This window comes from Arsenophonus endosymbiont of Aphis craccivora, from assembly GCF_013460135.1.
Lineage (GTDB): Bacteria > Pseudomonadota > Gammaproteobacteria > Enterobacterales > Enterobacteriaceae > Arsenophonus > Arsenophonus nilaparvatae.
Genome location: NZ_CP038155.1, coordinates 613720 through 638957, shown reverse-complemented (window position 1 = coordinate 638957; position 25238 = coordinate 613720). Strand labels below are relative to the sequence as shown.

The 25238-nt window shown below is 38.2% G+C and carries 25 protein-coding genes and 3 pseudogenes; 10 read left to right on the top strand and 18 right to left on the bottom strand.

What is annotated here, in order from left to right; translation table 11 throughout:
• Window positions 1–11 precede the first annotated feature (11 nt).
• From sdhA to sdhC, 3 genes and pseudogenes are all read right to left on the bottom strand, one after another.
• Window positions 12–1779: pseudogene (gene sdhA / locus E3U36_RS03480) on the bottom strand (succinate dehydrogenase flavoprotein subunit).
• Window positions 1780–2124, bottom strand: coding sequence for a succinate dehydrogenase, hydrophobic membrane anchor protein (sdhD, locus tag E3U36_RS03475; protein WP_180817115.1), 345 nt, complete (start codon window positions 2122–2124; stop codon window positions 1780–1782). It lies immediately after the preceding pseudogene.
• A complete protein-coding gene (sdhC, locus tag E3U36_RS03470; RefSeq protein WP_238337501.1) occupies window positions 2118–2465 on the bottom strand; it encodes a succinate dehydrogenase cytochrome b556 subunit in 348 nt (115 codons plus the stop codon). The genes sdhD and sdhC overlap by 7 nt, the downstream gene beginning before the upstream one ends.
• A 648-nt stretch (window positions 2466–3113) precedes the next feature.
• Here sdhC and E3U36_RS03465 point away from each other — a divergent pair.
• Window positions 3114–4397, top strand: a pseudogene (locus E3U36_RS03465) (citrate synthase).
• A gap of 140 nt (window positions 4398–4537) precedes the next feature.
• On the opposite strand, the gene E3U36_RS03460 reads toward E3U36_RS03465, so the two are convergent.
• Both E3U36_RS03460 and E3U36_RS03455 read right to left on the bottom strand, forming a co-directional pair.
• Entirely contained in the window at window positions 4538–5281 is a 744-nt protein-coding gene (locus E3U36_RS03460) for a type 2 GTP cyclohydrolase I (RefSeq protein ID WP_180817114.1), read from the bottom strand.
• Between the two features lie 132 nt (window positions 5282–5413).
• Window positions 5414–5617, bottom strand: a complete 204-nt coding sequence (locus E3U36_RS03455; RefSeq protein WP_180817113.1) for a YbfA family protein — start codon at window positions 5615–5617, stop codon at window positions 5414–5416.
• 359 nt (window positions 5618–5976) lie between these two features.
• Between E3U36_RS03455 and kdpF the strand changes: the two genes are divergently transcribed.
• Together kdpF and E3U36_RS03445 are read left to right on the top strand one after the other, a co-directional pair.
• Window positions 5977–6081 (top strand): K(+)-transporting ATPase subunit F, encoded by a 105-nt coding sequence (gene kdpF / locus E3U36_RS13160; RefSeq protein ID WP_148305596.1) that lies wholly within the window; start codon window positions 5977–5979, stop codon window positions 6079–6081.
• A 159-nt stretch (window positions 6082–6240) separates the two neighbouring features.
• Window positions 6241–7164 carry an IS5 family transposase gene (locus tag E3U36_RS03445; RefSeq protein WP_180817112.1) on the top strand — a complete coding sequence of 308 codons (924 nt, stop codon included), beginning with the start codon at window positions 6241–6243 and terminating at the stop codon, window positions 7162–7164.
• A 520-nt stretch (window positions 7165–7684) separates the two neighbouring features.
• On the opposite strand, the gene ruvB is transcribed toward E3U36_RS03445, so the two are convergent.
• The 6 genes from ruvB to aspS all read right to left on the bottom strand — a co-directional run bounded on the left by ruvB (window position 7685) and on the right by aspS (window position 13000).
• On the bottom strand, window positions 7685–8701 hold the full coding sequence (gene ruvB / locus E3U36_RS03440) for a Holliday junction branch migration DNA helicase RuvB (protein WP_180817111.1): 1017 nt from the start codon (window positions 8699–8701) through the stop codon (window positions 7685–7687).
• Between the two features lie 22 nt (window positions 8702–8723).
• Window positions 8724–9338, bottom strand: a complete 615-nt coding sequence (ruvA, locus tag E3U36_RS03435) for a Holliday junction branch migration protein RuvA (RefSeq protein ID WP_180817110.1) — start codon at window positions 9336–9338, stop codon at window positions 8724–8726.
• Between the two features lie 70 nt (window positions 9339–9408).
• Complete coding sequence (ruvC, locus tag E3U36_RS03430) at window positions 9409–9930, bottom strand: crossover junction endodeoxyribonuclease RuvC (RefSeq protein ID WP_180817109.1); 522 nt, start codon at window positions 9928–9930, stop codon at window positions 9409–9411.
• Between the two features lie 89 nt (window positions 9931–10019).
• Window positions 10020–10763 (bottom strand): YebC/PmpR family DNA-binding transcriptional regulator, encoded by a 744-nt coding sequence (locus E3U36_RS03425; protein WP_180817108.1) that lies wholly within the window; start codon window positions 10761–10763, stop codon window positions 10020–10022.
• 30 nt (window positions 10764–10793) lie between these two features.
• Window positions 10794–11231: a dihydroneopterin triphosphate diphosphatase gene (gene nudB, locus E3U36_RS03420; protein ID WP_180817107.1), complete on the bottom strand. Its 438-nt coding sequence runs from the start codon at window positions 11229–11231 to the stop codon at window positions 10794–10796.
• Between the two features lie 5 nt (window positions 11232–11236).
• The gene (gene aspS / locus E3U36_RS03415; RefSeq protein WP_180817106.1) at window positions 11237–13000 is read right to left on the bottom strand and encodes an aspartate--tRNA ligase; all 1764 of its coding nucleotides are present in this window, start codon (window positions 12998–13000) and stop codon (window positions 11237–11239) included.
• A 263-nt stretch (window positions 13001–13263) separates the two neighbouring features.
• On the opposite strand from aspS, the gene E3U36_RS03410 reads away from it, so the two are divergent.
• The 3 genes from E3U36_RS03410 to cmoB all read left to right on the top strand — a co-directional run bounded on the left by E3U36_RS03410 (window position 13264) and on the right by cmoB (window position 15516).
• Window positions 13264–13662: an MAPEG family protein gene (locus tag E3U36_RS03410; protein WP_032115907.1), complete on the top strand. Its 399-nt coding sequence runs from the start codon at window positions 13264–13266 to the stop codon at window positions 13660–13662.
• A 127-nt stretch (window positions 13663–13789) separates the two neighbouring features.
• Complete coding sequence (cmoA, locus tag E3U36_RS03405; RefSeq protein ID WP_180817105.1) at window positions 13790–14545, top strand: carboxy-S-adenosyl-L-methionine synthase CmoA; 756 nt, start codon at window positions 13790–13792, stop codon at window positions 14543–14545.
• Window positions 14545–15516, top strand: a complete 972-nt coding sequence (gene cmoB, locus E3U36_RS03400; RefSeq protein WP_180817515.1) for a tRNA 5-methoxyuridine(34)/uridine 5-oxyacetic acid(34) synthase CmoB — start codon at window positions 14545–14547, stop codon at window positions 15514–15516. Before cmoA ends, cmoB begins: the two co-directional genes overlap by 1 nt.
• A 41-nt stretch (window positions 15517–15557) precedes the next feature.
• Here the strand turns inward: cmoB and E3U36_RS03395 are convergent.
• A pseudogene (locus tag E3U36_RS03395) lies at window positions 15558–16151 on the bottom strand (copper homeostasis protein CutC).
• Window positions 16152–16672: 521 nt separating this feature from the next.
• Here E3U36_RS03395 and argS point away from each other — a divergent pair.
• On the top strand, window positions 16673–18403 hold the full coding sequence (gene argS / locus E3U36_RS03390; RefSeq protein WP_180817104.1) for an arginine--tRNA ligase: 1731 nt from the start codon (window positions 16673–16675) through the stop codon (window positions 18401–18403).
• A gap of 107 nt (window positions 18404–18510) precedes the next feature.
• Here the strand turns inward: argS and cydH are convergent, their stop codons facing one another.
• Window positions 18511–18594: a cytochrome bd-I oxidase subunit CydH gene (gene cydH / locus E3U36_RS13520; protein WP_488656434.1), complete on the bottom strand. Its 84-nt coding sequence runs from the start codon at window positions 18592–18594 to the stop codon at window positions 18511–18513.
• Window positions 18595–18853: 259 nt separating this feature from the next.
• On the opposite strand from cydH, the gene purR reads away from it, so the two are divergent.
• Entirely contained in the window at window positions 18854–19879 is a 1026-nt protein-coding gene (purR, locus tag E3U36_RS03385; RefSeq protein ID WP_180817103.1) for an HTH-type transcriptional repressor PurR, read from the top strand.
• A gap of 19 nt (window positions 19880–19898) precedes the next feature.
• On the opposite strand, the gene punR is transcribed toward purR, so the two are convergent.
• Window positions 19899–20804: a DNA-binding transcriptional activator PunR gene (gene punR / locus E3U36_RS03380; RefSeq protein WP_180817102.1), complete on the bottom strand. Its 906-nt coding sequence runs from the start codon at window positions 20802–20804 to the stop codon at window positions 19899–19901.
• Between the two features lie 229 nt (window positions 20805–21033).
• On the opposite strand from punR, the gene E3U36_RS13380 reads away from it, so the two are divergent.
• Together E3U36_RS13380 and E3U36_RS13375 are read left to right on the top strand one after the other, a co-directional pair.
• Window positions 21034–21459, top strand: a complete 426-nt coding sequence (locus E3U36_RS13380; protein ID WP_439647275.1) for an MFS transporter — start codon at window positions 21034–21036, stop codon at window positions 21457–21459.
• A gap of 23 nt (window positions 21460–21482) precedes the next feature.
• The gene (locus E3U36_RS13375) at window positions 21483–21863 is read left to right on the top strand and encodes a hypothetical protein (protein WP_439647274.1); all 381 of its coding nucleotides are present in this window, start codon (window positions 21483–21485) and stop codon (window positions 21861–21863) included.
• Between the two features lie 223 nt (window positions 21864–22086).
• Here the strand turns inward: E3U36_RS13375 and E3U36_RS03370 are convergent, their stop codons facing one another.
• The 4 genes from E3U36_RS03370 to E3U36_RS03355 all read right to left on the bottom strand — a co-directional run bounded on the left by E3U36_RS03370 (window position 22087) and on the right by E3U36_RS03355 (window position 25207).
• Window positions 22087–22854, bottom strand: a complete 768-nt coding sequence (locus E3U36_RS03370; RefSeq protein ID WP_238337500.1) for a 3-oxoacyl-[acyl-carrier-protein] synthase III C-terminal domain-containing protein — start codon at window positions 22852–22854, stop codon at window positions 22087–22089.
• On the bottom strand, window positions 22855–23022 hold the full coding sequence (locus E3U36_RS03365) for a hypothetical protein (protein ID WP_180817100.1): 168 nt from the start codon (window positions 23020–23022) through the stop codon (window positions 22855–22857).
• Entirely contained in the window at window positions 23015–23989 is a 975-nt protein-coding gene (locus tag E3U36_RS03360; protein ID WP_180817099.1) for a thiamine pyrophosphate-dependent enzyme, read from the bottom strand. The genes E3U36_RS03365 and E3U36_RS03360 overlap by 8 nt, the downstream gene beginning before the upstream one ends.
• A gap of 606 nt (window positions 23990–24595) precedes the next feature.
• Window positions 24596–25207: a riboflavin synthase subunit alpha gene (locus E3U36_RS03355; RefSeq protein ID WP_180817514.1), complete on the bottom strand. Its 612-nt coding sequence runs from the start codon at window positions 25205–25207 to the stop codon at window positions 24596–24598.
• Between the last annotated feature and the right edge of the window lie 31 nt (window positions 25208–25238).

Here is a 25238-nt window from a genome sequence, read left to right as displayed (position 1 = left end):
AACGCCACGCATTAATAAGTACGTATTTTAGGTGGGAAGGGATCACGTAACTCAGGTTGCATATTGACTGCTAGGCGAGTCATAGTTCCAGACTGTGGTAAATATAGCGTATGACATAACCAATTTGTATCATCACGACCAGGGTGGTCAAAACGACTATGTGCTCCCCGACTTTCAGTACGAAAATTTGCCGCTTCTGCCGTTGCAAACGCTGTTTCTACCAAATTATCCAGCTCTAAACATTCAATGCGTTGGGTATTAAATTCGCGTGAAGTATCATCCAAACGGGCATTTTTCAAACGTTCACGAATTACCTTTAATTCTTCTAAGCCCTTAGCCATCGCATCGCCCTCACGAAAAACGGAAAAATTATGTTGCATACAGGCTTGTAATGCTTTGCGAATTTCTACCGGATCCTCACCGCTTTGTGTATTATCCCAGCGATTTAAACGCATTAAGGCCGCATCAATATCAGATTCGCTAGCATCACGCATTGAGCCTTGTTCCAGTAAAGATTCTTTCAGATGTAAACCGGCAGAACGCCCGAATACCACAAAATCAAGCAATGAATTTCCGCCCAAACGGTTTGCTCCATGAACGGAAACACAAGCTATTTCACCAACAGAAAATAATCCCGGGATCACAACATCTTCACCTTTTTCATTAATCATCAATGCCTGTCCGGTTACTTTAGTTGTGATCCCACCCATCATATAATGACAAGTAGGGATAACAGGAATCGGTTCTTTAACCGGATCAACATGAGCAAAAGTCCTGGATAATTCGAGAATACCGGGTAATCGTGATTCCAACACTTCTTTACCTAAATTATCCAGTTTTAATTTAACATGTGGTCTCCAGGGGCCATCACATCCCCTTCCTTCAAGGATCTCTATCATAATTGAGCGAGCAACAACATCGCGGCCAGCCAAATCTTTTGCATTAGGCGCATAACGGCTCCATAAAGCGCTCGCCATCTTTATTAAGTAAATAGCCGCCCTCTCCCCGACATCCATCTGTCACTAATACACCCGCACCAGCAATTCCAGTTGGATGAAATTGCCACATTTCCATATCCTGCAATGGCACACCTGCCCTGACAGCCATGCCAACACCGTCACCGGTATTAATATGGGCATTAGATGTTGATTGATAAATTCTTCCCGCTCCACCTGTCGCAAGAATAGTAGCTTTAGCTTTAAAGTAAACGACCTCACCGGATTCCATACATAATGCGGTACAACCGACTATGTCACCATTCTGATTTTTAACTAAGTCAAGTGAATACCATTCGGAGAAAATCTTGGTATGGTTTTTTAAATTCTGTTGATAAAGAGTATGCAAAAGGGCATGGCCAGTTCTATCTGCCGCCGCCGCGGTTTGAGCGGCTTGCTCACCACCAAAATTTTTTGACTGGCCACCAAATGGACGTTGATAAATACGACCGTCGTCTAAACGTGAAAATGGTAACCCCATATGCTCAAGTTCTAGTATGGCCTCAGGTCCGGTTTTGCACATGTATTCGATGGCATTTTGATCACCTATATAATCAGAGCCCTTGACAGTATCATACATATGCCATTGCCAATCATCTTCATGCGTATTACCTAACGCAACGGTGATCTCTCCCTGAGCAGATACGGTGTGTGAACGTGTCAGGAAAACTTTAGAAATTAATGCACATGACAAACCTAACTGAGAAATTTGCAACGCAGCTCGCATCCCAGCGCCACCAGCACCAATAACAACGGCATCAAACTCTCTTACTGGTGATTTCATTTACGCTCCCCACACTACTATTGTTCCATAAATTAAATAAGTCATTAATATAACAATAAAAAATAGTTGTAATGATAATCGCAAGGCGATTGACTTAACATAATCGGTTAATACTTGCCATAAACCTATCCAGGCATGTACTAATATGGAAATGAGCGTTAAAATAGTAAAAATTTTTGTTATTGGAAAAGCAAAAAAAGTCCGCCAAACAGTATAATTTAAATCAGTTGTGACTATAAAACTAACAATATAAAACGTATAAAGGGCAATAATAATGGCAGACGCACGAAGTAGTAGCCAATCTTGTGTGCCAGTGCGGCCTAATGTTGATGCATGAACTACCATACAAAAATCCCCGCTAAGATCGACAAAATAGCGGTGATAATAAACGCAACTATCGCTGAAATACGTCCCACAGACAAACTCTCATCGATAAAACCAAAATCCATTAGCATATGACGAATACCGCCACAAATATGATATATTAGTGCAGTCAAGACACCCCAAATAATGAATTTTATAAAAAAGCTACCCATAATTTCAGTAGCATATTGAAAACCTTCCAGTGAAGAAAGCGATAATCCCAGCAGCCATAACAAAATACCGACCGCAATAAAGGTAATAACGCCAGAGACACGATGTAAAATTGAAGCTATTGCAGTAATCGGAAAATGAATTGTTTGCAATTAAAGATTGATAGGTCTTTGTTTTTTCACAATTTATGCCCACACAGCTCTTTATTGTTTTCCTACCTCGGGACCTGGAGCAGAAATCAAACAGCGATCGTGATAACAAAGCACAACTCAGCTTATAAATTAATCCCTAACATATTGGCAAAAGTTGTTACTCATTAACGCTGGGTACTCCTACCACAAGGTAATCCGGAGACCTCATTTGCAGTATATGACCTTCACATGCCCATTACAATTACAACACATTAGGTTTGGAGAGATTTAGCTTGAACAGTGAGTGTGATCACGATTTAAACATCGGTCATTAAATTGATAATGTAATTTGACAAGAAACAAACATTTATCTTACATATGATTAAGTTGAATTAATTAGTGATTATCGCCACACAAAAGAAGAAATTATGTAAAATAAACATGCTAGATTGTTATCCATAAAAAACCTAATGTTATTGTTGGTATAATTTAAAATATATAAGGAACAGAATAGATTATGAATTGTTAATAAAAAATTTTATTAGATAAAAACTTCGTTAAAAACATGATTCAAGCCTTTTAATAAATTAAATATCATGCAATTTCTAAGCGTTTTATCATGCTTTCATGGTTGTCGGAAATTGCGTTTTAGCGCTAAGGAGACCCGTAATGGCAGGCAAAGCAAAAAAGACTATAGAATTAGTCGATAAAGATGCAGAAAAAATAGAGCTTGAAGTACTAAACCCTACACTTGGGATCGATGTAATTGATGTCCGAGGATTAGGCTCCAAAGGTTATTTTACCTAAGATCCTGGCTTTACCTCAACCGCATCCTGCGAGTCTAAAATTACCTATATAGATGGAGATAAAGGTATTCTTTTGCACCGCGGATATCCTATGATCAATTGGCTACCAATTCTACTTATTTAGAAGTTTGTTATATACTACTTTACGGTGAAAAACCTTCACAAAACTACTATGACAACTTTAAAAAAATTGTCACTGAACATACAATGATACACGATCAAATTACTCGGCTTTTGCAAGGTTTCCGTCGTGATTATAATCCAATGGCAATCCTTTGTGGTGTAAGCGGCTTTCTATCACGACTCATTGGATGTTAATAATCCGCGTCATCGTGAAATAGCGGCATTTAGGGTACTATCAAAAATGCCTACCGTTGCAGCAATGTGTTATAAATACTCTATTGGTCAACCTTTTATTTACCCAAAAAATTCCCTCTCTTATTCTGCGAATTTCCTTCATATGATGTTTGCTACACCTTGTGAAAAATATCAGGTTAATCCAATCATAGAACGGGCCATGGATCGCATTTTTATTCTGCATGCTGATCATGAACAAAATGCATCAACTTCAACAGTAAGAACTTCTGGTTCTTCTGGCGATACTCCATTTGCTTGTATTGCTGCTGGAATCGCCTCTCTTTGGGGACCGGCTCACGGTGGTGCCAATGAAGCCTGTTTACGAATGCTAGAAGAGATTCAAACTGTCGAAAATATTCCTAAATTTATCAAACGGGCAAAAGACAAAGATGATCCCTTCCGTTTAATGGGATTTGGCCATCGGGTTTATAAAAATTATGATCCCCGCGCCACTGTGATGAAACAGACCTGCGATGAAATACTTAAAGAACTTAAATTAAATGATAATATATTAGAAGTCGCCAAGCAGTTAGAACATATAGCCCTAAATGACCCATATTTTATTGAGAAAAAACTTTATCCCAATGTAGATTTCTATTCTGGCATCATTTTAAAAGCAATAGGGATCCCAACAACCATGTTTACGGTTATTTTTGCTATTGCTCGTACAATTGGTTGGATTGCTCACTGGAACGAAATGCATGATGAAGAATTAAAAATAGCACGTCACCGTCAATTATATACCTGCTATAAACAAAGAGATTTTCATAGCGATTTCACCAAAAAATAGTTAATTATTATTGATAAATAAACTATGTCTTACTATTTTATTTTGCATAAACAATCATCATATAGAATACAAGACACAGTTTGGTGATAACCCTTGGTTTTAATACTTTTTAGCTGGCTTGGTGTTTATCCTTACAAAAATTAGGCAGGATTGGCTATATCGATAAAAGTCACCTCAAATCCATAATCTTTTTGCAGCCATTCACCTAACAGTTTAACGCCAAATCGCTCCGTTGCATGATGACCTGCGGCATAAAAATGGATCCCCATTTCTCTGGCAATATGGATCGTTTGCTCAGAAACTTCACCTGTCACAAAAGCATCAACACCTGCCTCGGCGGCTTGTTGAATAAAATTTTGTCCGCCCCCTGTACACCAGGCAATGGTACTGATCTCTTTTGGGCCATTATCACCACAATACAAGGGTTGACGAGCTAACTTATTGGTTAAACGCGACATTAAATCATCAGCCGTTATCGGTTGAGCAAAACTACCCATTGGCAATAAAGGCGAAATAAGCTTTTCAAACCGAACCCCCATGATATTCCCCAACTGCGCGTTATTTCCCAAAATGGGATGGGCATCAAGGGGCAAATGATAACCATAAAGGTTAATATCATTGCAAAGCAATGTTTTTAATCGATGACGCTTCATATTAAGAATAATAGCGGCTTCATTTTTCCAAAAATAACCATGATGAACAATAATCGCATCTGCAGCTAATTTTACCGCTTCATCAAGTAACGCTTGCGATGCAGTCACACCGGTCACGATTTTTTTTACCTCTGAGCGCCCTTCCACCTGAAGCCCATTGGGCCCATAATCTTGATATTCATAAATATTCAAGTGCGTATTGATTAGTTGTTCTAATTCAATATTATGCATTACTTACTATCCTATTTGTAAAACTGATTTATTTTATTAAATATTAAACTTAAAAAGATGTTTCACAACGACTTAAAACAAAAACGCCCTATCACAACCAGTAATAGGACGTTTTATTTTTTAATCAATTAATTACTTCATCAATTCGGTATCTTCAGCGCTGGCCAACCAAACGGGTTTATAACTAGTCTTTAGCCACATGCGGTGTAGGTAACTATAAAAGCGGCTACGATCATGTCGAAAAATCATGATAGGAAAAGCCACAATGCCTAATAATACAACACCAACACGACGCATGAGAACTTGATGCCAAGGGTATTGACGATACTCAGACATAAAGATCCTCCTTATAAAGTTATCAATTGATATAAACAATTGAGATATATTATGTAATGAATGAAAATTTTATCTGATAAAAACCAGTATTACTACTCATCAGACCACTTTTTTGCTGTTTTTATCAGCACTTGTCTTTATATCGTAATTTATTTGCTTATTAAACAATAAAAAAGCAGTCATTATTACAATAAATAAACATTATATTAACTATGGTTTATTTATTGTAACAAAAAATAGCGATAATAGTAATAACAGACAAACTATTATATTGGTATTTTTATACTATTTTTACACTATGAGTAGACTTTTTATCAGATTCTTTGCATTGAAAGACTTAAGCTTAGTACATTAAAATCATGAGGAGACAAACTGTGTCCATCTTTTCTATCACAGGGATCATTCTAATTGGAATATTATTTCTCTATTTGATTTATGCGCTTACTCATGCGGAGGATTTTTAAATGGTAAGTAGTGCTTTATTAATTGCCAGTTTTTTAATTCTCCTGCTTGTTATCGCTAAATTTGTAGGAAATTATATCGCTTTAGGCTTTGTTGAATAAATCGAACTTTTAGGTGATTGGCGGAGCTGATCGCTAAATTCGTTTTAACATCAGGTCCCCATGGCAAAGCAAAAGTTTAAAATTACCAACTGGCCCGCGTACAACAAGGCACTCAGACAACGCGGTTCCCTGACGGTCTGGCTTGATGAGTCGGCCATCGCTGGATGGACTGACAGTTCTTCGCCTGAAGGTCGTGGCCGGCCGCTTTACTACAGCGATATGGCTGTTACCACTGTCCTGATGATGAAGCGTGTGTTTAACCTGTCGCTACGGGCATTACAGGGCTTCGTTGATTCGATTTTTAAACTCATGTCTTTGCCGCTGTGCTGTCCGGACTACTCGCTGGTCAGCAGACGAGCAAAGAGCGTCAACATCAGCATAAAAACGCCAACGCGTGGTGAAATCTCGCATCTGGTCATCGACAGTACCGGTCTGAAGGTCTTTGGCGAAGGTGAATGGAAAGTCAGGCAGCATGGGGCTGACAGACGAAGAGTGTGGCGCAAGCTTCATCTGGCAGCAGACAGTGTGACTCATGAGATTATCTGTGCCGACTTATCGCTCAGCGGAACGACAGATGCGCAGGCACTGCCGGGCCTGATTAACCAAACCCACCGGAAAATCAGGGAAGTGTCAGCAGACGGTGCTTATGACGCCTGTTACTGCCACGACGCGTTGCTAAGAAAGAAAGTCAGGCCCCTTATCCCGCCGCGAAGCGGAGCGAAATACTGGCCGGACAATTACCATGAACGTAACCATGCGGTGGCGAATCAGCGTCTGAGCAGGAGTAATGATATGTGGAAAAAGAAAGTGGGTTATCACCGGCGTTCAGTGGCAGAAACAGCGATGTTCCGCATAAAAACTTTGCTGGGTGGCCATCTGAGCCTGCGTGACTATGAGGCTCAGGTAGGTGAAGCAATGGCGATGGTCAAAGCGCTGAACCGTATGACGTTGTTGGGTATGCCACACAGCGTCAGGATCGGATAACAGCTGTAGCAGAGGGAGCCATCCTGGCGGCTAATTCTGATTTATTCAACAAAGCCCATTTTTACCTAACGAACACAGATAAGCTCGACTAGTAGGAAAATCGATATAACCATGCATAGGATTGAGGAGAGTATTTGCTCTGGCAAAACTTATAATACTAATCAATACTAACATTGCTAATGATAACATTGATAATAATAATGTTATTTTCATTCATTTTATTCCGTAATTAGCTAATTTTATTTATTAAAAAATAGTTAGTAGACATAATGAAAACTACCGTAAAATTATTATTTAACCACGGCAAAAACATCAATAAAAATAATAATGTATTAATTAAATAAGAAGTTCATTGATAATAAAAATGGTTAATAAAAATAACAAACAAGAATCATAAATAAATTATTATTTATTCATATATTATAAATAGCAACCTAACCCGGTATTAAGCTGCATTGAAAATAATTAGCATGATTATGTTAGCGAATTACAAGCAATAAATTTAACCCCATTAATAAACTTAATTAGCATCATCATGATCTTTATTAACCCCAAAATGGCGGTAGGCATGATCAGTCGCAATTCGACCACGGGGAGTACGCTGAATAAAGCCTTGTTGAATCAGGAAAGGTTCAAGAACATCCTCTATGGTTTCCCTTTCTTCACCAATTGCAGCAGCCACATTGTCTAATCCTACCGGTCCCCCCATAAATTTATCAATAATAGCGATCAATAACTTACGATCCAGATAGTCAAAACCGGCTGAATCAACATTAAGCATATCTAATGCCTGTGAAGCGATGTCGCCATCAATAATACCATCGCCTTTAACTTGGGCAAAATCTCTTACTCGCCGTAATAAACGATTAGTTATCCGCGGCGTTCCCCGTGAGCGCATCGCAATTTGTCTCGCACCGGCATCAGAAATTTCTAACCCCATAAAGTAAGCACTACGTAATACAATCGTCTGTAAATCATCGACATTATAAAATTCAAGACGCTGAACAATACCAAAACGATCTCTAAGCGGGGATGTCAGTGAGCCGGCTCTGGTTGTTGCACCAACTAGAGTAAAAGGAGGTAGATCAATTTTAATTGAACGCGCAGCAGGCCCTTCTCCTATCATTATATCCAGTTGGTAATCTTCCATTGCCGGATAAAGGATCTCTTCTACAACTGGCGATAAACGATGTATTTCATCAATAAAGAGTACATCATGCGGTTCTAAATTAGTTAGCATTGCCGCTAAATCCCCTGCCTTTTCTAACACTGGGCCGGAGATGGTACGTAAATTTGCGCCCAATTCATTCGCCACAATACCCGCTAATGTCGTTTTACCAAGCCCAGGTGGACCAAAAATCAGCAAGTGATCAAGTGCTTCAGCTCGTAATTTAGCTGCCTGGATAAAGATTTCCATCTGTTGGCAAACCTGAGGTTGCCCGACATATTCAGTAAGGAGTTTTGGTCGAATAGCGCGATCAATCACGTCTTCATCAGGTAAATTCTCAGCAGAAACTAAACGATCAGCCTCAATCATAGGTTTGGTCCTTACTTATTATTTATAATGCAGCTCGCAATGCTTCGCGGATCAATGCTTCACAGTTAGTAGCTCCATTAGCAACTCTGCCGATCATACGGCTCGCATCTTGTGGTTTATAGCCTAAAGAAATTAATGCCGAAACTGCCTCTGCTTCAATATCATGACTATTTTGTTTTGCCGCTGATGAGCCAGGTAAATCTATCACACTATTATTAAATAGATCGCCATTAAGTCCTTTAAAGCGGTCTTTCATTTCAACCACCAGCCGTTCTGCGGTTTTTTTGCCAACACCCGGTAATTTTACCAAGCTAGAAATCGCTTCTTGTTCTATCGCAGAAACAAATTGATAAGCTGACATACCGGATAAAATGGCCAGCGCTAATTTAGGACCTACCCCATTAACCTTAATTAACTCACGAAATAATGCCCTTTCTTGCTTATCATTGAAGCCATATAGTAGCTGCGCATCTTCACGCACGATAAATTGAGTCCATAAGATCACTTCCTGACCAATTTCTGGTAATTCATAAAAACAGGTCATTGGCATATAAACTTCATAACCTACACCATTTAGTTCGAGTAAAACAATAGGCGGCTGTTTTTCCAAAATAGTGCCTCGCAAGCGACCAATCACATCGATTTCCTCTTTTAGGTTATTCTGCTAATGCTTATATTATAAAAAATACTGGATTTATATCCAGTTATTAACGCAATCGTCTTTTAGCCAATGATAGTTCTGGCTCACCTATTCGAGCCAAATTTTGATTAAAATGACAATGCGTGATCGCAATAGCTAAAGCATCAGCAGCATCAGCTTGAGGATGCGATAACAATTTCAATATTGAGCAGACCATATGCTGAACTTGTTTTTTTTCCGCCGCTCCCGTGCCAACAACGGATTGTTTTACTTGTCGCGCCGCATATTCAAAAACTGGTAATTGATTATTAACTGCAGCTAAAATCGCCACGCCTCTCGCTTGACCTAATTTTAGAGCAGAATCGGCATTTTTTGCCATAAACACCTGTTCGATAGCAAAACTGTCCGGTCGATATTGGGTAATGATTTCAGTGACACCTGCATAAATACGTTGTAAGCGTGTTGGCAGATCGTCTGCCTGAGTACGTATACAGCCACTACCTATATAGATCAACTGTCGAACTTGTTGACGAATAACACCATAACCGGTAATACGCGAACCAGGATCAATCCCAAGAATAATTGCCATATTCTTGACTCACTGAGTAGGTTAAACATGCAAAGAAAAAGCATACTGATAATCAGCATGCTATCTCTTAATATAAAAAGTTGATTTAATTATAGCTGAGCCGCAACTTCATCTGAAATTTCCCCATTATGATATACTTCTTGTACATCATCAGAATCTTCCAGCATATCGATTAAACGTAAAAGTTTAGGTGCAGTGTCAGCATCTAAATTTGCTTTGGTTGACGGGATCATTGTCACCTCGGCGGCTTCAGCCTTAAAACCGGCCGCATCTAAAGCATCTTTTACATCACCAAAGCTTTCCAGCGTAGTATAAACATCGATGGCACCATCATCATAAGATTCGACATCATCTGCACCCGCTTCTAATACCGCTTCCATTAAATTATCTTCATCAATGCCTGGTGCATATGAGATCACGCCACGTTTAGTAAATAAATAAGCAACCGAACCATCGGTACCTAAATTACCACCGCACTTAGTAAAGGCGTGGCGGACATCAGAAACTGTACGATTACGATTATCACTTAAGCATTCAACCATAACAGCCGTACCGCCTGGGCCATAGCCTTCATAAATTATCGTTTCTAGATTATCATTGTCATCACTACCTACACCACGTGCGATTGCTCGATTTAACGTATCTCGCGTCATATTATTAGATAATGCCTTATCAATAGCCGCACGCAATCGTGGGTTTGATGCAGCGTCACCGCCACCTAAACGAGCCGCTGTTACCAGTTCACGAATAATTTTAGTAAAAATTTTACCACGTTTAGCATCTTGCGCCGCTTTTCGATGTTTAGTATTGGCCCATTTACTATGACCTGCCATGAAATATCTCCCAAAATACGTCAATAAAAATCATTTTAGAACAAATTGTTCAATCGCCTGACGGTTACTCCATGACTTGGTCAATGCTGCTGCCTGAACAGCAGGTAACCAACGAAAAGCCAAATGTTCTTTCAATAAAAAATCCTGCTCTTGCGGTAAGGCCAAAGAAAACCAATGCTCTTTGCATTGAGTTATACCCGGAGCATAGCGGTGGCGAAATTTTAAAAAAATATCAAAATAGAGACTGTGTTGCAGATCAACTAACGTCAAATGCTGTTCGATAATATCAATGCCTATCTCTTCTTTAACTTCACGCAATGCCGTCTCTCTTGGTGTTTCGTTATCCTCAAGACTACCGGTAACTGATTGCCAAAAATCAGGATCATCACGCCGCTGTAGCATCAATACTTGGCGACTCGATTGCACATAAACTACAACTAATACTGATTCCGGCCGTTTATATTGCATAGTATCTATTTAGTTTTTGGAGCAACATTTATCGCTAATTCCGCTAATGCGGCCGGATTGGCCACACTGGGTGCATTGGTCATCAAACAAGCTGCTGCGGTTGTTTTTGGAAACGCAATCACATCGCGAATATTTTCTGTTCCCGTTAATAACATAACAAGTCTATCTAAACCAAATGCTAAACCGGCATGTGGAGGTGTTCCATATTGTAATGCCTCAAGCAAGAAGCCAAATTTATCTTGCTGATCTAATTGGCTAATATTAAGAATTTCAAAAACAGCTTGTTGCATCTTATTATGGTGGATACGCACTGAACCGCCACCAACTTCATAACCATTAATGACCATATCATAGGCATTAGCGACGGCCGCTAGAGGATTGGCTTGTAGTTGCTCCGGGGTAAAATCTTTCGGTGCAGTAAAAGGATGATGCATAGCATGAAGCTCACCATTTTCATCCTCTTCAAACATTGGAAAATCAACAATCCATAACGGTTTCCAGGTATTATTTTGTGTGAGTGCTAAATCACGCCCTACTTTCAACCGTAACGCTCCCATTGCATCATTGATAACATTTTGTTTACCAGCACCAAATAACAAAATATCACCCGCTTTAGCTTGGGTACGTGCTAACAAATTATCAATCACCGATGGTGGTAAAAACTTAGCTATCGGGCTTTGAATATCTACCTGGCCTTCAGTCAGCGAATTAACCTTCATCCAAGCTAATCCTTTGGCGCCGTAAATAGCAACAAATTCAGTATAACCATCAAGTTGTTTACGCGTTAATGTGGCCCCGCCTGGAACACAAAGTGCAGCCACACGACCTTTTTGATCATTGGCAGCTTCAGCAAAAACTGTAAATTCAACGGCATTGACCAAAGCAGCAATATCAACCAATTCTAATGGATTTCGTAAGTCTGGTTTATCTGAACCATAACGTTGCATGGCCTCAGCAAAAGTCATTACCGGAAAAGTGCCTAACTCAATACCTTTATTTTCCTGCCACAATTGACGGATCAAACGCTCCATCACTTCACGAACTTGCTCAGCAGTCATAAAAGAGGTTTCTACGTCGATCTGAGTAAATTCAGGCTGGCGATCAGCTCGTAAATCTTCATCACGGAAACATTTTACTATCTGATAATAGCGATCAAAGCCCGACATCATCAATAATTGTTTAAAAAGTTGTGGTGATTGCGGCAGAGCATAAAACTCACCTTTATGAACGCGACTTGGAACAAGATAATCACGCGCACCTTCTGGTGTTGCTTTGGTCAAAATGGGCGTTTCAATATCAACAAAACCTTCTGCATCCATAAAAAGACGCACAAAACTAGTAATGTTGGCTCGCTCTCTTAAGCGCGTTGCCATTTCCGGCCGCCTTAAATCAAGATAACGATATTTTAATCTTATTTCTTCGGCATTTTGTTGATTGCTATCTATCGGTAATGGTTCAGAACGATTAATAATCGTCAATGCTTGTGCAACAATTTCAATCTCACCGGTCGGTATCTCTTTATTGATTTGTTCACGTTCTCGTACCATACCTGTGATCTGGATACAAAATTCGTTGCGTAACTGTGACGCTTGGGGAAAAAGTTCGGCATGATTTTCCTGCACAAAAACAACTTGAACTAAACCTTCGCGATCTCTCATATCGACAAAAATTAATTTCCCTAAATTACGCTGGCGGTTAACCCAGCCACAGAGAGTCACTTTTTGTCCGACGTGAGCAACACCTAATTGCCCACAATAATTTGTCCGCATACGATATCCTTTTACTCATCATACAGAGTCGCTTGCACTAGCCGTTTTAGTGCTATTAATTTAAATATAATCAAAAAATATCGCTATTATAAAGAAATTTCTACTGGGAAATAAGTACGCCTTATCATATTGGCCAGATAACTTTTAACGTATTCGCAATCTGAAAGCTTTTTATTGATTTAAATACTATATGTATGGTAACTGTTGAAGTTTTGAGATGTATCATTATTTCACTGTTTTGCCTAATAAAATTGGGGAAAAAAATGGTTAGTTCTCTGTACATTGTATTTAGTGCTTTAATATTGTTTAAGTTATCTTTGGAAGTCATTAAACTCAGAACTCAGTATCAAGTTACTTACGGTGATGGTGGTTTTTGTGAATTACAAACAGCATTACGCGTTCAGAGTAATGCGATTGAGTATATTCCTATCTCTATGCTGTTATTATTGATGATGGAGATGAATGGTGCACCCGTTTGGGCTATTCATCTTTGTGGGTTAATTTTTATCATCGCCAGAATTTTTCATTACTTTGGCCTAAAACATAGAGAACGAACTTGGCGCCATTTTGGCCAAATAACGACTTATAGTTCTATGATTTTGATGATCCTGGTTAACATTTATTATTTGCCTTGGATACAAATTTTTTCGTTTGATCTTTAATACAAGGTTTATTTCATTAACATGGTCATCATTCTACGCTTTGCCATGTTAATGAGTTTTAATTTATGTCCTAACATAAAATCTGTTAGAATGAATCACCGTTTGCTATTTAATTAATTCACAGGTTATGTCCAGCCAAATTTTAGATCAACAGAAAGACACCTTATTTGCCACTCCTATTGCCAATTTAGGTAATTGGCAATTTGATGAAAAAGTTGCCGAAGTCTTTCCTGATATGATCAAACGTTCTGTTCCTGGCTATTCAAATATTATTACTATGATTGGTATGCTCGCGACACGTTTCGTCACACCCAATAGCACTATTTATGATCTGGGCTGTTCTTTAGGCGCAGCGACATTATCAATTCGTCGTAATATTGAGGCTAAAAATTGTAAAATAATTGCTATTGATAATTCAGCGGCCATGATTGAGCGTTGCCAACGAAATGTTGATGCTTACAAAGCGAATACGCCGGTTGAAATCATTAAAGGCGATATTCTCGATATCAACATACAAAATGCCTCAATGGTGGTATTAAATTTTACCTTACAATTTATTGCGCCAAACGTTCGACAACAATTAATTAACCGGATCTACCAAGGACTAAATCCTGGTGGTGTCTTAGTGTTATCAGAAAAATTTAATTTTAGCGACGAGAAAATTGGCAATTTACTGTTTAATATGCATTATGATTTCAAGCGTGCCAATGGCTATAGTGAATTAGAGATAAGTCAAAAACGCAATATGCTAGAAAATAGCATGTTAACTGACTCGATTAGCAAACATAAATCACGTTTGCTCGCAGCTGGGTTTAATCATTGTGACTTATGGTTTCAATGTTTTAATTTCGGTTCACTACTCGCTATCAAGGAACAAGTTTGATGATAGATTTTGGCCATTTTTATCAACAAATCGCCGTAGGATCACTTAGCCATTGGTTAGAAACGCTGCCATGCCAAATTGAACAATGGAAAAAAACCACTCAACATGGGCAATTTAATTGTTGGCAAAAAATAGTGCAAAATCTGCCCGCTATGACACCCGCTCACTTAGATCTAAAAACAGCAGTAATAGCCAAAAATAAGTTACCACTTTGTTTAAAAGATAAGCAACGGATCACTTTACTGCTAAAAAGCCTAATGCCCTGGCGTAAAGGCCCATTTTCCCTTTACGATATTAATATTGATTGCGAATGGCGTTCGGACTGGAAATGGCAACGTATACTGCCTCATCTTTCACCATTAACAGATAAACAGGTACTTGATGTCGGCTGCGGTAATGGCTATCACATGTGGAGAATGGTTGGTGAAGGCGCAAAAACTGTCATCGGTATTGATCCTACCCAACTATTTTTATGTCAGTTTGAAGCCATACGTAAATTAATTGGCAATAATCAACAAGCACATCTATTGCCTCTAGGTATCGAACAACTACCGACTCTAGCTGCCTTTGATACTGTATTTTCAATGGGTGTACTTTATCATCGGCGTTCACCGTTAGATCATCTCTATCAGCTAAAAAATCAATTAGTTTCCGGTGGTGAGCTAGTACTGGAAAGTTTAGTTATTGAAGGTGATGAAAACCAATGCTTAATACCTGAAGAACGTTATGCTCAAATGCGTAATGTTTATTTTATTCCCTCAGCCAAAATGATTAAAATCTGGCTAGAAAAGTGTGGCTTTTGCGATGTGCATATTGTTGATCAAACAGTAACAACCGTACAAGAACAGCGAAAAACAGCCTGGATGGAAACCGAATCATTAGCAAATTTTTTTGACCCAAATAACATACATTTGACAGTTGAAGGTTATCCGGCTCCTCTACGCGCAACTTTAGTTGCCAAAAAAAGGTAAACTTGACGGTCTTGAATACCGTCATTGCACTAAACTTATAATCAGTCATTATTAGCAATCGCTAATAAATTTTTCATTGCTTCCACCACATCACTATCTACACAATAATGAGTAAATTCATCCATATCCATATTGGATCTCATCGTTACCCCTGCTTTGCGGTAGTTCATAGTCGATGGCATTACTCTCCCAGCAGATGTATGTACTTCCGGTAAACCTGCATCAATAAATTTCTGCAAATTTGACAATTTCACCCCAGCACCCGCCATGATTATCGGCCCATTTGGAGTTTTACTAGATAATGCTTTTAAAATACGCATACGCGGTATATCAATATGCCCTTCTCGATTCAATATGCCATATACCACACCAGGAAAACCTAACTGCCTGATAAATTTAACATCATGTTTAATAGTTTCAAACTCACTATCGCTGTAACAAAAATCCCCTCATCTAGGACGTACAATTGGATGAACGGGGATCTTTATCGTATCTTTAGTCTGTTTTAAACAACCATAACTAGGCATTAATCCACCTTCAGCTGGACTGGAACAAAGTTCAATACGATCTGCGCCACATTTTTCCGCAATTAGCGCACATTCAGCTTCATAGCAGCAAATTTCCAGGGTTATCATAATACTGCCACCTCTGATTAATTATTGTTATTTCTATTTTTAATTATCAATTAATAAGCATACTATTCTGCAAATAAAATACCAGTTTTTCAAACAGTAATTGAGACAAGTAATTAATTTTAATGGAAAAGGATAATATTTTATTATAAAAGACCATTAACTTTTGATAATAAATTTTCAATATATTTTTAACTTTTCATGAAGATAAATTTTAATCTGGAAAATAAAGAGACTTAACATAGCCTTTTTTTAAATTAATATTTCTAATCAAAATTGCAATTTTAGCAGCCGTGTAATTTTTTAAAGTTAGATAAATCAAAAATCCTCTATTGTCATTTAGCAAGATGATAAAAAGCGATCCTATCTGATATTATTTTTACAATAGAGTTATCGATCAAATAGTTGATAGTAGCATGTGAATAGCTAATTATGGTATAAAGACAGCTATTTTTATCACGATCTTCATAGCTGTATCTGACTAAGTTGAATACGACAGCTATCTTCATCATTAAGGTAATCAGGTGAATATTCATGATCTTCTTTCAGAAAAAATTAGTAATGCATTAATTGCCGCAAGGGCTCCTAAAGGTAGTGAGGCTCATATCCGCCCTTCAACAAAAGCCCAATTCGGTGATTACCAAGCTAATGGTGTCATGTCTGCAGCTAAAAAAATCGGCATTCCTCCACGTCAATTAGCTGAAAAAATGCTGCCGCTACTAAATCTGGAAAATATTGCCAGTAAAGTTGAAATAGCAGGACCCGGTTTTATTAATATTTTTCTTGATAAGCAATGGATAGCCGAACAAATTGAACTTACCTTGCAACATGAAAAATTGGCAATTAGCACCGTTACGCCACAAACCGTCATTATTGACTATTCCGCTCCCAATGTAGCAAAGCAGATGCATGTTGGTCATTTACGTTCTACTATCATTGGCGATGCTGTTGCTCGTATATTAGAGTTTTTAGGTCATAAAGTAATACGTGCTAACCATATCGGCGATTGGGGTACCCAGTTCGGTATGCTAATTGCGTACTTGGAAAAAGTTCAACAAGAAAATGCTACCGATATGGCTTTAGCTGATCTTGAGACTTTCTATCGTGAAGCTAAAAAACATTATGATGAAGATGAAAATTTTGCTGAACTTGCACGTAATTATGTGGTTAAACTACAATCTGGTGATGAATATTGTCGGAAAATGTGGCGCAAATTGGTCGATATTACCATGGCGCAAAATCAACACACCTATCATCGTTTAAATGTCACACTGACAGAAGACGATGTGATGGGTGAAAGCTTATATAATAATATGCTGCCTGATATTGTCGCTGATTTAACAGCTAAAAAGTTAGCCGTTAAAAGTGATGGCGCTATGGTTGTCTATCTGGATGAATTTAAGAATAAAGACGGTGATGCCATGGGGGTTATCATCCAGAAAAAAGATGGTGGTTATCTTTATACGACAACAGATATTGCCTGCGCTAAATATCGTCATGAAATGTTACACGCTGATCGGGTGTTATATTATATAGATTCACGACAACATCAACATCTGATGCAAGCTTGGGCTATTGTGCGTAAAGCCGGCTATATTCCCGATACAATGTCATTAGAGCATCATATGTTCGGTATGATGCTAGGTAAAGATGGTAAACCGTTTAAAACTCGAACCGGCGGAACGATCCGGCTCGCCGATTTACTTGATGAGGCAATTGAGCGTGCCAGTGATCTTATCCGGCAAAAAAATCCAACTATGCCAGAAAACGAGTTACAATTAATTAGTCAGGCGGTGGGTATTGGTGCAGTAAAATATGCCGATCTATCGAAAAATCGTACCACTGATTATATTTTTGACTGGGACAATATGTTAGCGTTTGAAGGTAATACCGCGCCTTATATGCAATATGCTTATACCCGTGCGGCCTCCATTTTTAAACGGGCTAATATTAATCCAACAGCACTAAGCGAGCCGGTGATTTTAGCAAATCAGTATGAACAAGCCTTAGCGACTCGTTTATTACAATTTGAAGAAACAATACTAACCGTTGCTCGCGACGGTTTACCCCATATTATGTGTGCTTACTTATATGATCTGGCAGGTTTATTTTCTAGTTTTTATGAACATTGCCCAATTTTAGGTGCAGAAAATAACGCATCAAAAGAAAGTCGATTAAAACTAGCATTACTGACGCAAAAAACCTTAAAAATTGGTTTAGACACATTAGGGATTGCAACAGTAGAAAAAATGTAATCCCTTATTAGACTATAGGCTGCCAGTAGTGCAGCCTGCTGTCCATGATGCAGCTTAAGACAAAATATTGTAGCGATAAAATGCAGACAGATCATCCAATATGATGCTCATAAAATAAAAGAAACAAACGATACGATCATTAATAATGCAACTATCGCAGTACATAAACCATATTTAAAATCGGTATCCATAACCTCACCTCACTATTCTCACTGTCTTAGTCATAAATTAATTAATGAAAAATCATTAAATGTCATAATATCATACAACAATAAAAGCTATTTTCTATTATATCATCTAGTAAAGATTGATTAATACTTTTGTTTTTACTGCAAATAAGACAAAATGATCAGTTTACTGATAACTTAATTATCTATTTTTATAGATCAATAACAGTAATTTTTAAACAATAGTAAAGGAATTGGGAATAACTCAGGAGTCTTTATAATCATGGCAACAATTAAGGATGTGGCAAAGCTTGCGGGTGTCTCAACTACCACCGTATCACATGTAATTAACAATACCCGTTTTGTCGCCGAAGAGACAAAAACGATCGTCAGGGCAGCCATTAAAACACTTAATTACTCTCCCAGTGCAGTTGCTCGTAGTTTGAAAGTTAATCATACTAAATCCATTGGCTTATTAGCCACATCTAATGAAGCCCCTTACTTTGCAGAAGTCATTGAATCAGTAGAAAACAACTGTTTTAGCCAAGGATATACATTGATCCTATGCAATTCGCACAACAACCTAAATAAGCAACAAGCCTATTTACAAATGTTAGCGCAAAAACGGGTTGATGGTTTACTTGTCATGTGCTCAGAATACCCCAACCAACTACTCCAGATGTTAGAGAAATACCGCAATATTCCAATGGTGGTGATGGATTGGGGGCAAGCCCATGGTGATTTTACCGATGTCATCATTGATAATGCAGTTTATGGTGGCTATCTTGCCGGGCGTTATCTTATCGAACGAGGTCATCGTGATTTAGGTATTATCTCTGGACCATTAAAACGCAATACCTGCAATGGCCGGCGGCAAGGTTTTCTCAATGCCATGCAGGAAGCTAACATCCAACCACATAACGAATGGATTGTCGAGGATGATTTCGAACCAGCTTCCGGCTACGAGGCGATGAAACAAATATTAAGTCACCAACAAAAACCGACTGCCATGTTCTGTGGCGGTGATATTATGGCGATGGGGGCTATCAGCGCTGCAAATGAATTAGGAATTCGAGTGCCACAAGATATATCTATTATTGGCTACGACAATGTGCGTAATGCGCGTTTTTTTACCCCAGCATTAACTACCATTCATCAGCCCAAAGAACGTCTAGGTCAAATGGCCTTTACCATGCTGCTTGATCGCATTATTAATAAACGCCAAGATGCGCAAACGATTGAAATACACCCAGAGCTTATTGAACGTCGTTCAGTTGTCGATGGTCCATTTATTGACTACCGAAGATGATCCCCGGATTTAAACGCTATCAATCAGTTAACCATTCAGCATTGAGTGTTTCGCTATTACCTAAATAATCCAGTAGCCAACTCAATGTCGGGGAACGTTTTTCTTCATTCCATATGATACAGCACGAACTATCAGGTAAGGGTTGCTTAATCTGCAATGTCTTTAATTCATTTTTGAGGCAAAGTTGCTCTACCCGATGTTTAGGCGCAAATCCTAAACATAATCCATTTTTTAAGCATGCTAAACCACTTTCCCAATCTGGCACAATAAGCCTTTTTTGGTTATCTAATGCCCAAGTATCTCGTTTTGGTAAGTAGCGAGAAGTATATTCTAAGCATAAACTGGGATAGAGACGTAATTGTTGATCGCTAATTAGCCCGCTTATGTGTGCTAAAGGATGATTGATACTGACAACACATGACCAGGGCATAAATCCCATATCACGGAAACTATATCTATCGCCAATCGGTGACGCACGGGTTGCACCAATTGCTATATCCACTCGGCCATCGACTAATGCCTCCCATACACCATTATAAACTTCCTGCTGAATAAAAAGTTCGATATCAGAAAAATGGCGATAAAAATCTAATATTAATTGCAATATCCTATCTGGTTTAACTACCCGATCAATGGCAATACTAAATTGTCCATGCCAGCCATTTGCAATTTGTTGACACTGATGACGAGTTTCACGCATTGTTTTAATAATATTACGCTCATTTTTAACGAAGAATTTACCAGCATCAGTAAGTACAACATCACGATAACGCCGTTCAAATAAAGGAACCGCAAACCACAACTCCAGTTGCTTTACGGTATAACTGACCGCAGAGGGAACTCTATGTAACTTGGTGGCCGCTGCACTAAAACTGCCCGTTCTCTCAACGGCATCAATTACTTCCAGGGAATACTCTGACCACATAGCCCTTCACCTATCAAAATATTTGATAACAATATGCAAATAATAACGCTTCACAACAAAAATTCATCTCTTATACAATAAATAGCGATGTTAAATATTATTTAATTTATTGATACCATATGAATAAAAATAACACCAATCAAGCCAATTTTGGCTTTATGCTTTTCTTGCTGGTTTAAGTATGCTCGGCTTTTTGGCCATTGATATGTACTTACCGGCTTTTCGTATAATGCAACAGCAACTCAACACCTCAGCAAATACCATTAGTGCAAGTCTTAGCCTATTTTTATGTGGCTTTGCCTTTGCGCAACTTAGTTGGGGGCCGCTTTCCGACCGTATTGGTAGAAAACCGGTTTTATTAATTGGCTTGTCTCTATTTATTATTAGTTGTTTGGCAACACTGTGGATCACTAACGGCACACAATTACTTATTGTGCGATTTATTCAAGGTGTTGGAGTTTGCTCAACCGCATTAATTTGGCAAGCTTTGGTCATCGATCGTTTTAGCGGTCAATATGCTAAACGGGTCTTTGCTACCATCATGCCTTTAGTTGCACTGTCGCCGGCATTAGCTCCCCTGTTAGGTGCCTGGCTTCTAACTGGTAACAACTGGCAAATGATATTTTTTGCCTTAGCTATCGTGGGCGTTATTTAATAGCCAAAATAAAAAACCAAATCTTGCTACCAATTATTCTTATCGGTTATGGAATAAGTGTATTTGTCATTTTTATCCTTGCTATCTATTCACAACCTAATTTATTTGCTCTATTACTGCCTTTCTGTTGTATGGCGGCGATGAACGGAGCTTGCTATCCTATTGTGGTATCAAATGCATTAAGTGTCTTTCATAAAGACAGTGGTAAAGCCGCCGCTTTACAAAATACTCTCCAGCTTGGTTTATGTTTTGCCGCAAGTCTGGCAGTATCTAGCCTCATTGACAATCCTTTATTAGCAACAAGCGGTGTTATAGTTGCCACTATTATTCCTCTGTTAATTGGTTACTGGCTGCAAAATAGAAAAGCTTCAATTAATACCAAGTCGGGAGCCTTCGAACAGTAAGAAAATTTTTTAAACAAACCCATGTGAGAATCTCTGACGTCAACTGACAGCGTATATTCTAGTCATGAGTAAAATTTTATTCATTGATCAAATGGGAAAGTCCAACTTTCCCATTTCAACGAAGATTGGTCGGCTTAAAATTACAATATCATCCATCTTAAGGTATAAAACAAAATATTAAGCTGTTATTTTAAACTGAGATAAAATCAATAGCGGTAGGAATTTACCTCCAACTCAATAGGAAAGAAGTTGATGTGGATGAGGGCCCAAATCCGAACAGAATAATCAAATCCTCAGGAAAAAGATCTGAACTCGTATTCAATTCTATCAGTGCGAAAAAATTTTGCGCAGGCCCCAAACCACCATATTTATCAAATAGGGTTAAAATTTTATCTTCACTTACATGAAGTACTTTTGCTGCTACCTCAGCGACCCAAGACGTTGGATCATAAATGTGAAAATATCGAATATCACTAATATCTTTACCAACATCGCGACACAATTGATAGCAGCTATTAAAAATTGTTTTAGGCAGTTTAGAAAATATAGATCTGCCAGATCCCTTGATAGATTCGAAATGATTATCAATAAATATTAATGGATCATAATCATAGGTTTGAATTGTCTTACTATGGACAAGGGAAATACCTGAATCGTAACCAAGGATAGCGCAGGCAGCACCATCGCTTAATAAAGAACTTACTGGGTCTTCAGCAGAAAACCTATGAGCATAATTACAGGAAGCGAGTACTGCTACTTGCCTATACTTTGCATTAGAAAACTGGCTCCAACCTAACTCAAGTGCAGTCATTCCACCAGACGTGCCCAAATTGACAGGAATAACCGGACAAACAATATTTAACTGCTGAACAATAGCAATAACTTCTTCATACAGGATGTTCCCAGGCCAAACCAGATTAATAATAATACAATCGAGCTGATTGATATTCATATTCACCTGGTCTAGAGCTTTAGATAAGCAATTTACCATTCATTTAGTTACCGCGCCCTTCTCATCCAGTCGCCATAAACTACGTTTACCTGGTAAATAATTGTCATTTGTTGAAAGTATTGTCTTTTTATTATTTTCTCTCAATATGCTTAGCTGCTGATTTGGTAATGCGCCAGCACAGGAAATTAACGAAATATTATTAATCATTTATAAATCCTTTAATCGTTTCATGCCTATCTTTAAGCGGGGGAACCGCATTTTTATCAATTCTGACATCAATTACTGCTGGGTTTCTATTTTTGATCGCCTCAACAATAGCATCCTCTAATTGTCGAGAATTATTGGCCTGATAGCCATCTGCCCCTAACGCACGACCAAACAAGGCAAAATCAGTCACTGGTCTATCACAATCGAGCGGGTCGCTATTTAACATTTCCAGCCCTTGACGGCACATATTATAGCTGCTGTCATTCATCACCAACCACATGGCAGGAAGATGATAGTGCACTGCTGTGCTGACTTCATTTGTCATTAACATAGCACCATCACCAATAATCCCAATCGCACACTCTTTAAAACCAGCTGCAATACCAACTAATCCACAGGCATAATGCCCCATAGCCGCAAATGCAGTTCCTAGCCGATAACGCCCAGATTGGGAAAATGTCAGGTAGTTACTTGCCCAACAAAATGAGTTTCCAGCGTCAGCAGCTATGTAACAGTTATTCTTATTAATTGAGACATGCTGAATAATATTCATAACCGCTAATGGATGGATAACTTTATCAGAATCATTATTATCTTTAATAATATAATCAACAAATTCAACCATCAGCGCTGGGTATTGAACAGCTGGTTTATGAATCACCTTATTCTGAAGTGCACTAAGCAAAGTTTCAGTAAAGCATTGAATGTCACTTTTAAAAACAATCGCATTAGAAGGAAGGTTATTTCTTACTTTATCTGCCTCCAGACCAATATAAAATAAATCTATATTGCTAAAATTTTTTTGTAAATAAAATGAGCTGAATTCTCCGAGACGCGTCCCCATAATTACGACCACATAGCGAGAGCTATCACCAGTTATCTGCTTAGCTATTTCTTTACTAAATGCTAAATCAACGCCTAAAAACTCGATAAATTCTACCAAATCAAGGACAATTTTTATCTTCATTATAACCTCAAATAATTTGTATAGATTAAAATATTCACGCTATAACTCAAAATTATGATAAAACCACACCACTTTAGTATCCGTTGCTGAATGCGTTCACGTTACCTTTTTGAATTATTGTTTTTCTTTTTGTCACACTATTGTCATTAGCGTTGCTTATGGTTTTCTATCTCAATGATAAATTCTATTGTTTTTTTTGCATTAGCTTGCTTAATGAGGGAATTTACAATCACTATCAATTGGTTATGGAGAAAATGAAATAGCAGTTATTTGACAATTTCATTCAATAGCTCAGTCATACTTCTTCTATAAAGACGCTTTTGAATGAGCAATAGCCTGAGCCAGGAAAGGAAAGATAAAACAATTAGCCAATTTGTATTGGCGAGCCATTTTGAGTGAAGTGATTTGATGTTTATCGAAGAGCTTATTTGCAGATATCACTTAGTTACAGATAAGTAAATTAGACATAGGAAACCACTTTTGACATTAACGCTTTTCTAATAAGAAGAAACCTTGGTCGATTGTTTATCAAATCCTTTTTCTTGTTTTAGCTATTACTTAACCTAATTAAAATAGCGTGACGACTATTTAAAATACGCTCTATGATTATATTTTTTGGGCCATCAGTCGCTCAACAGTATCAACTACCGCTTGGGTATGGGCATCAATTTCAATATTAACCTTTTCTCCAAGACGCTTTTCTGCAATTGTGGTGCGCGCAATGGTTTCCGGGATCAGATGGACACAAAAACGATTATTGACCACATCTCCTACAGTTAAGCTAATTCCATCAACGCCGATAAAGCCCTTATGCAAAATATATTTCATTAATTGTTTATCATGCACATAAAACCAAATTTGGAGATTATTTTCAGCTTTAAAAATTTTGGCTACTTCGGCAGTAGTAATGATGTGACCCGACATAACATGGCCACCAATTTCATCACCATATTTTGCTGATCTTTCTAAATTAATCATATCGCCTAATTTTAAACTGCCTAAGTTTGTCAGTCGCAAAGTCTCCTTCATTAAATCAAAACTCACCTTATCGCCATCAATATGGGTAACAGTTAAACAGCATCCATTATTAGCAACAGAAGCACCTGTTTCTAAATCTGCGAGTAATTCAGTGGGAAATTGTACAGTATAAGTACGAAAATTAACGCTATCTTCCACCGCAACTAGTGTTCCTTTTCCTTTCACAATGCCTGTATACATATATTGAGTTCCAAATTTTAATAAAAGATTA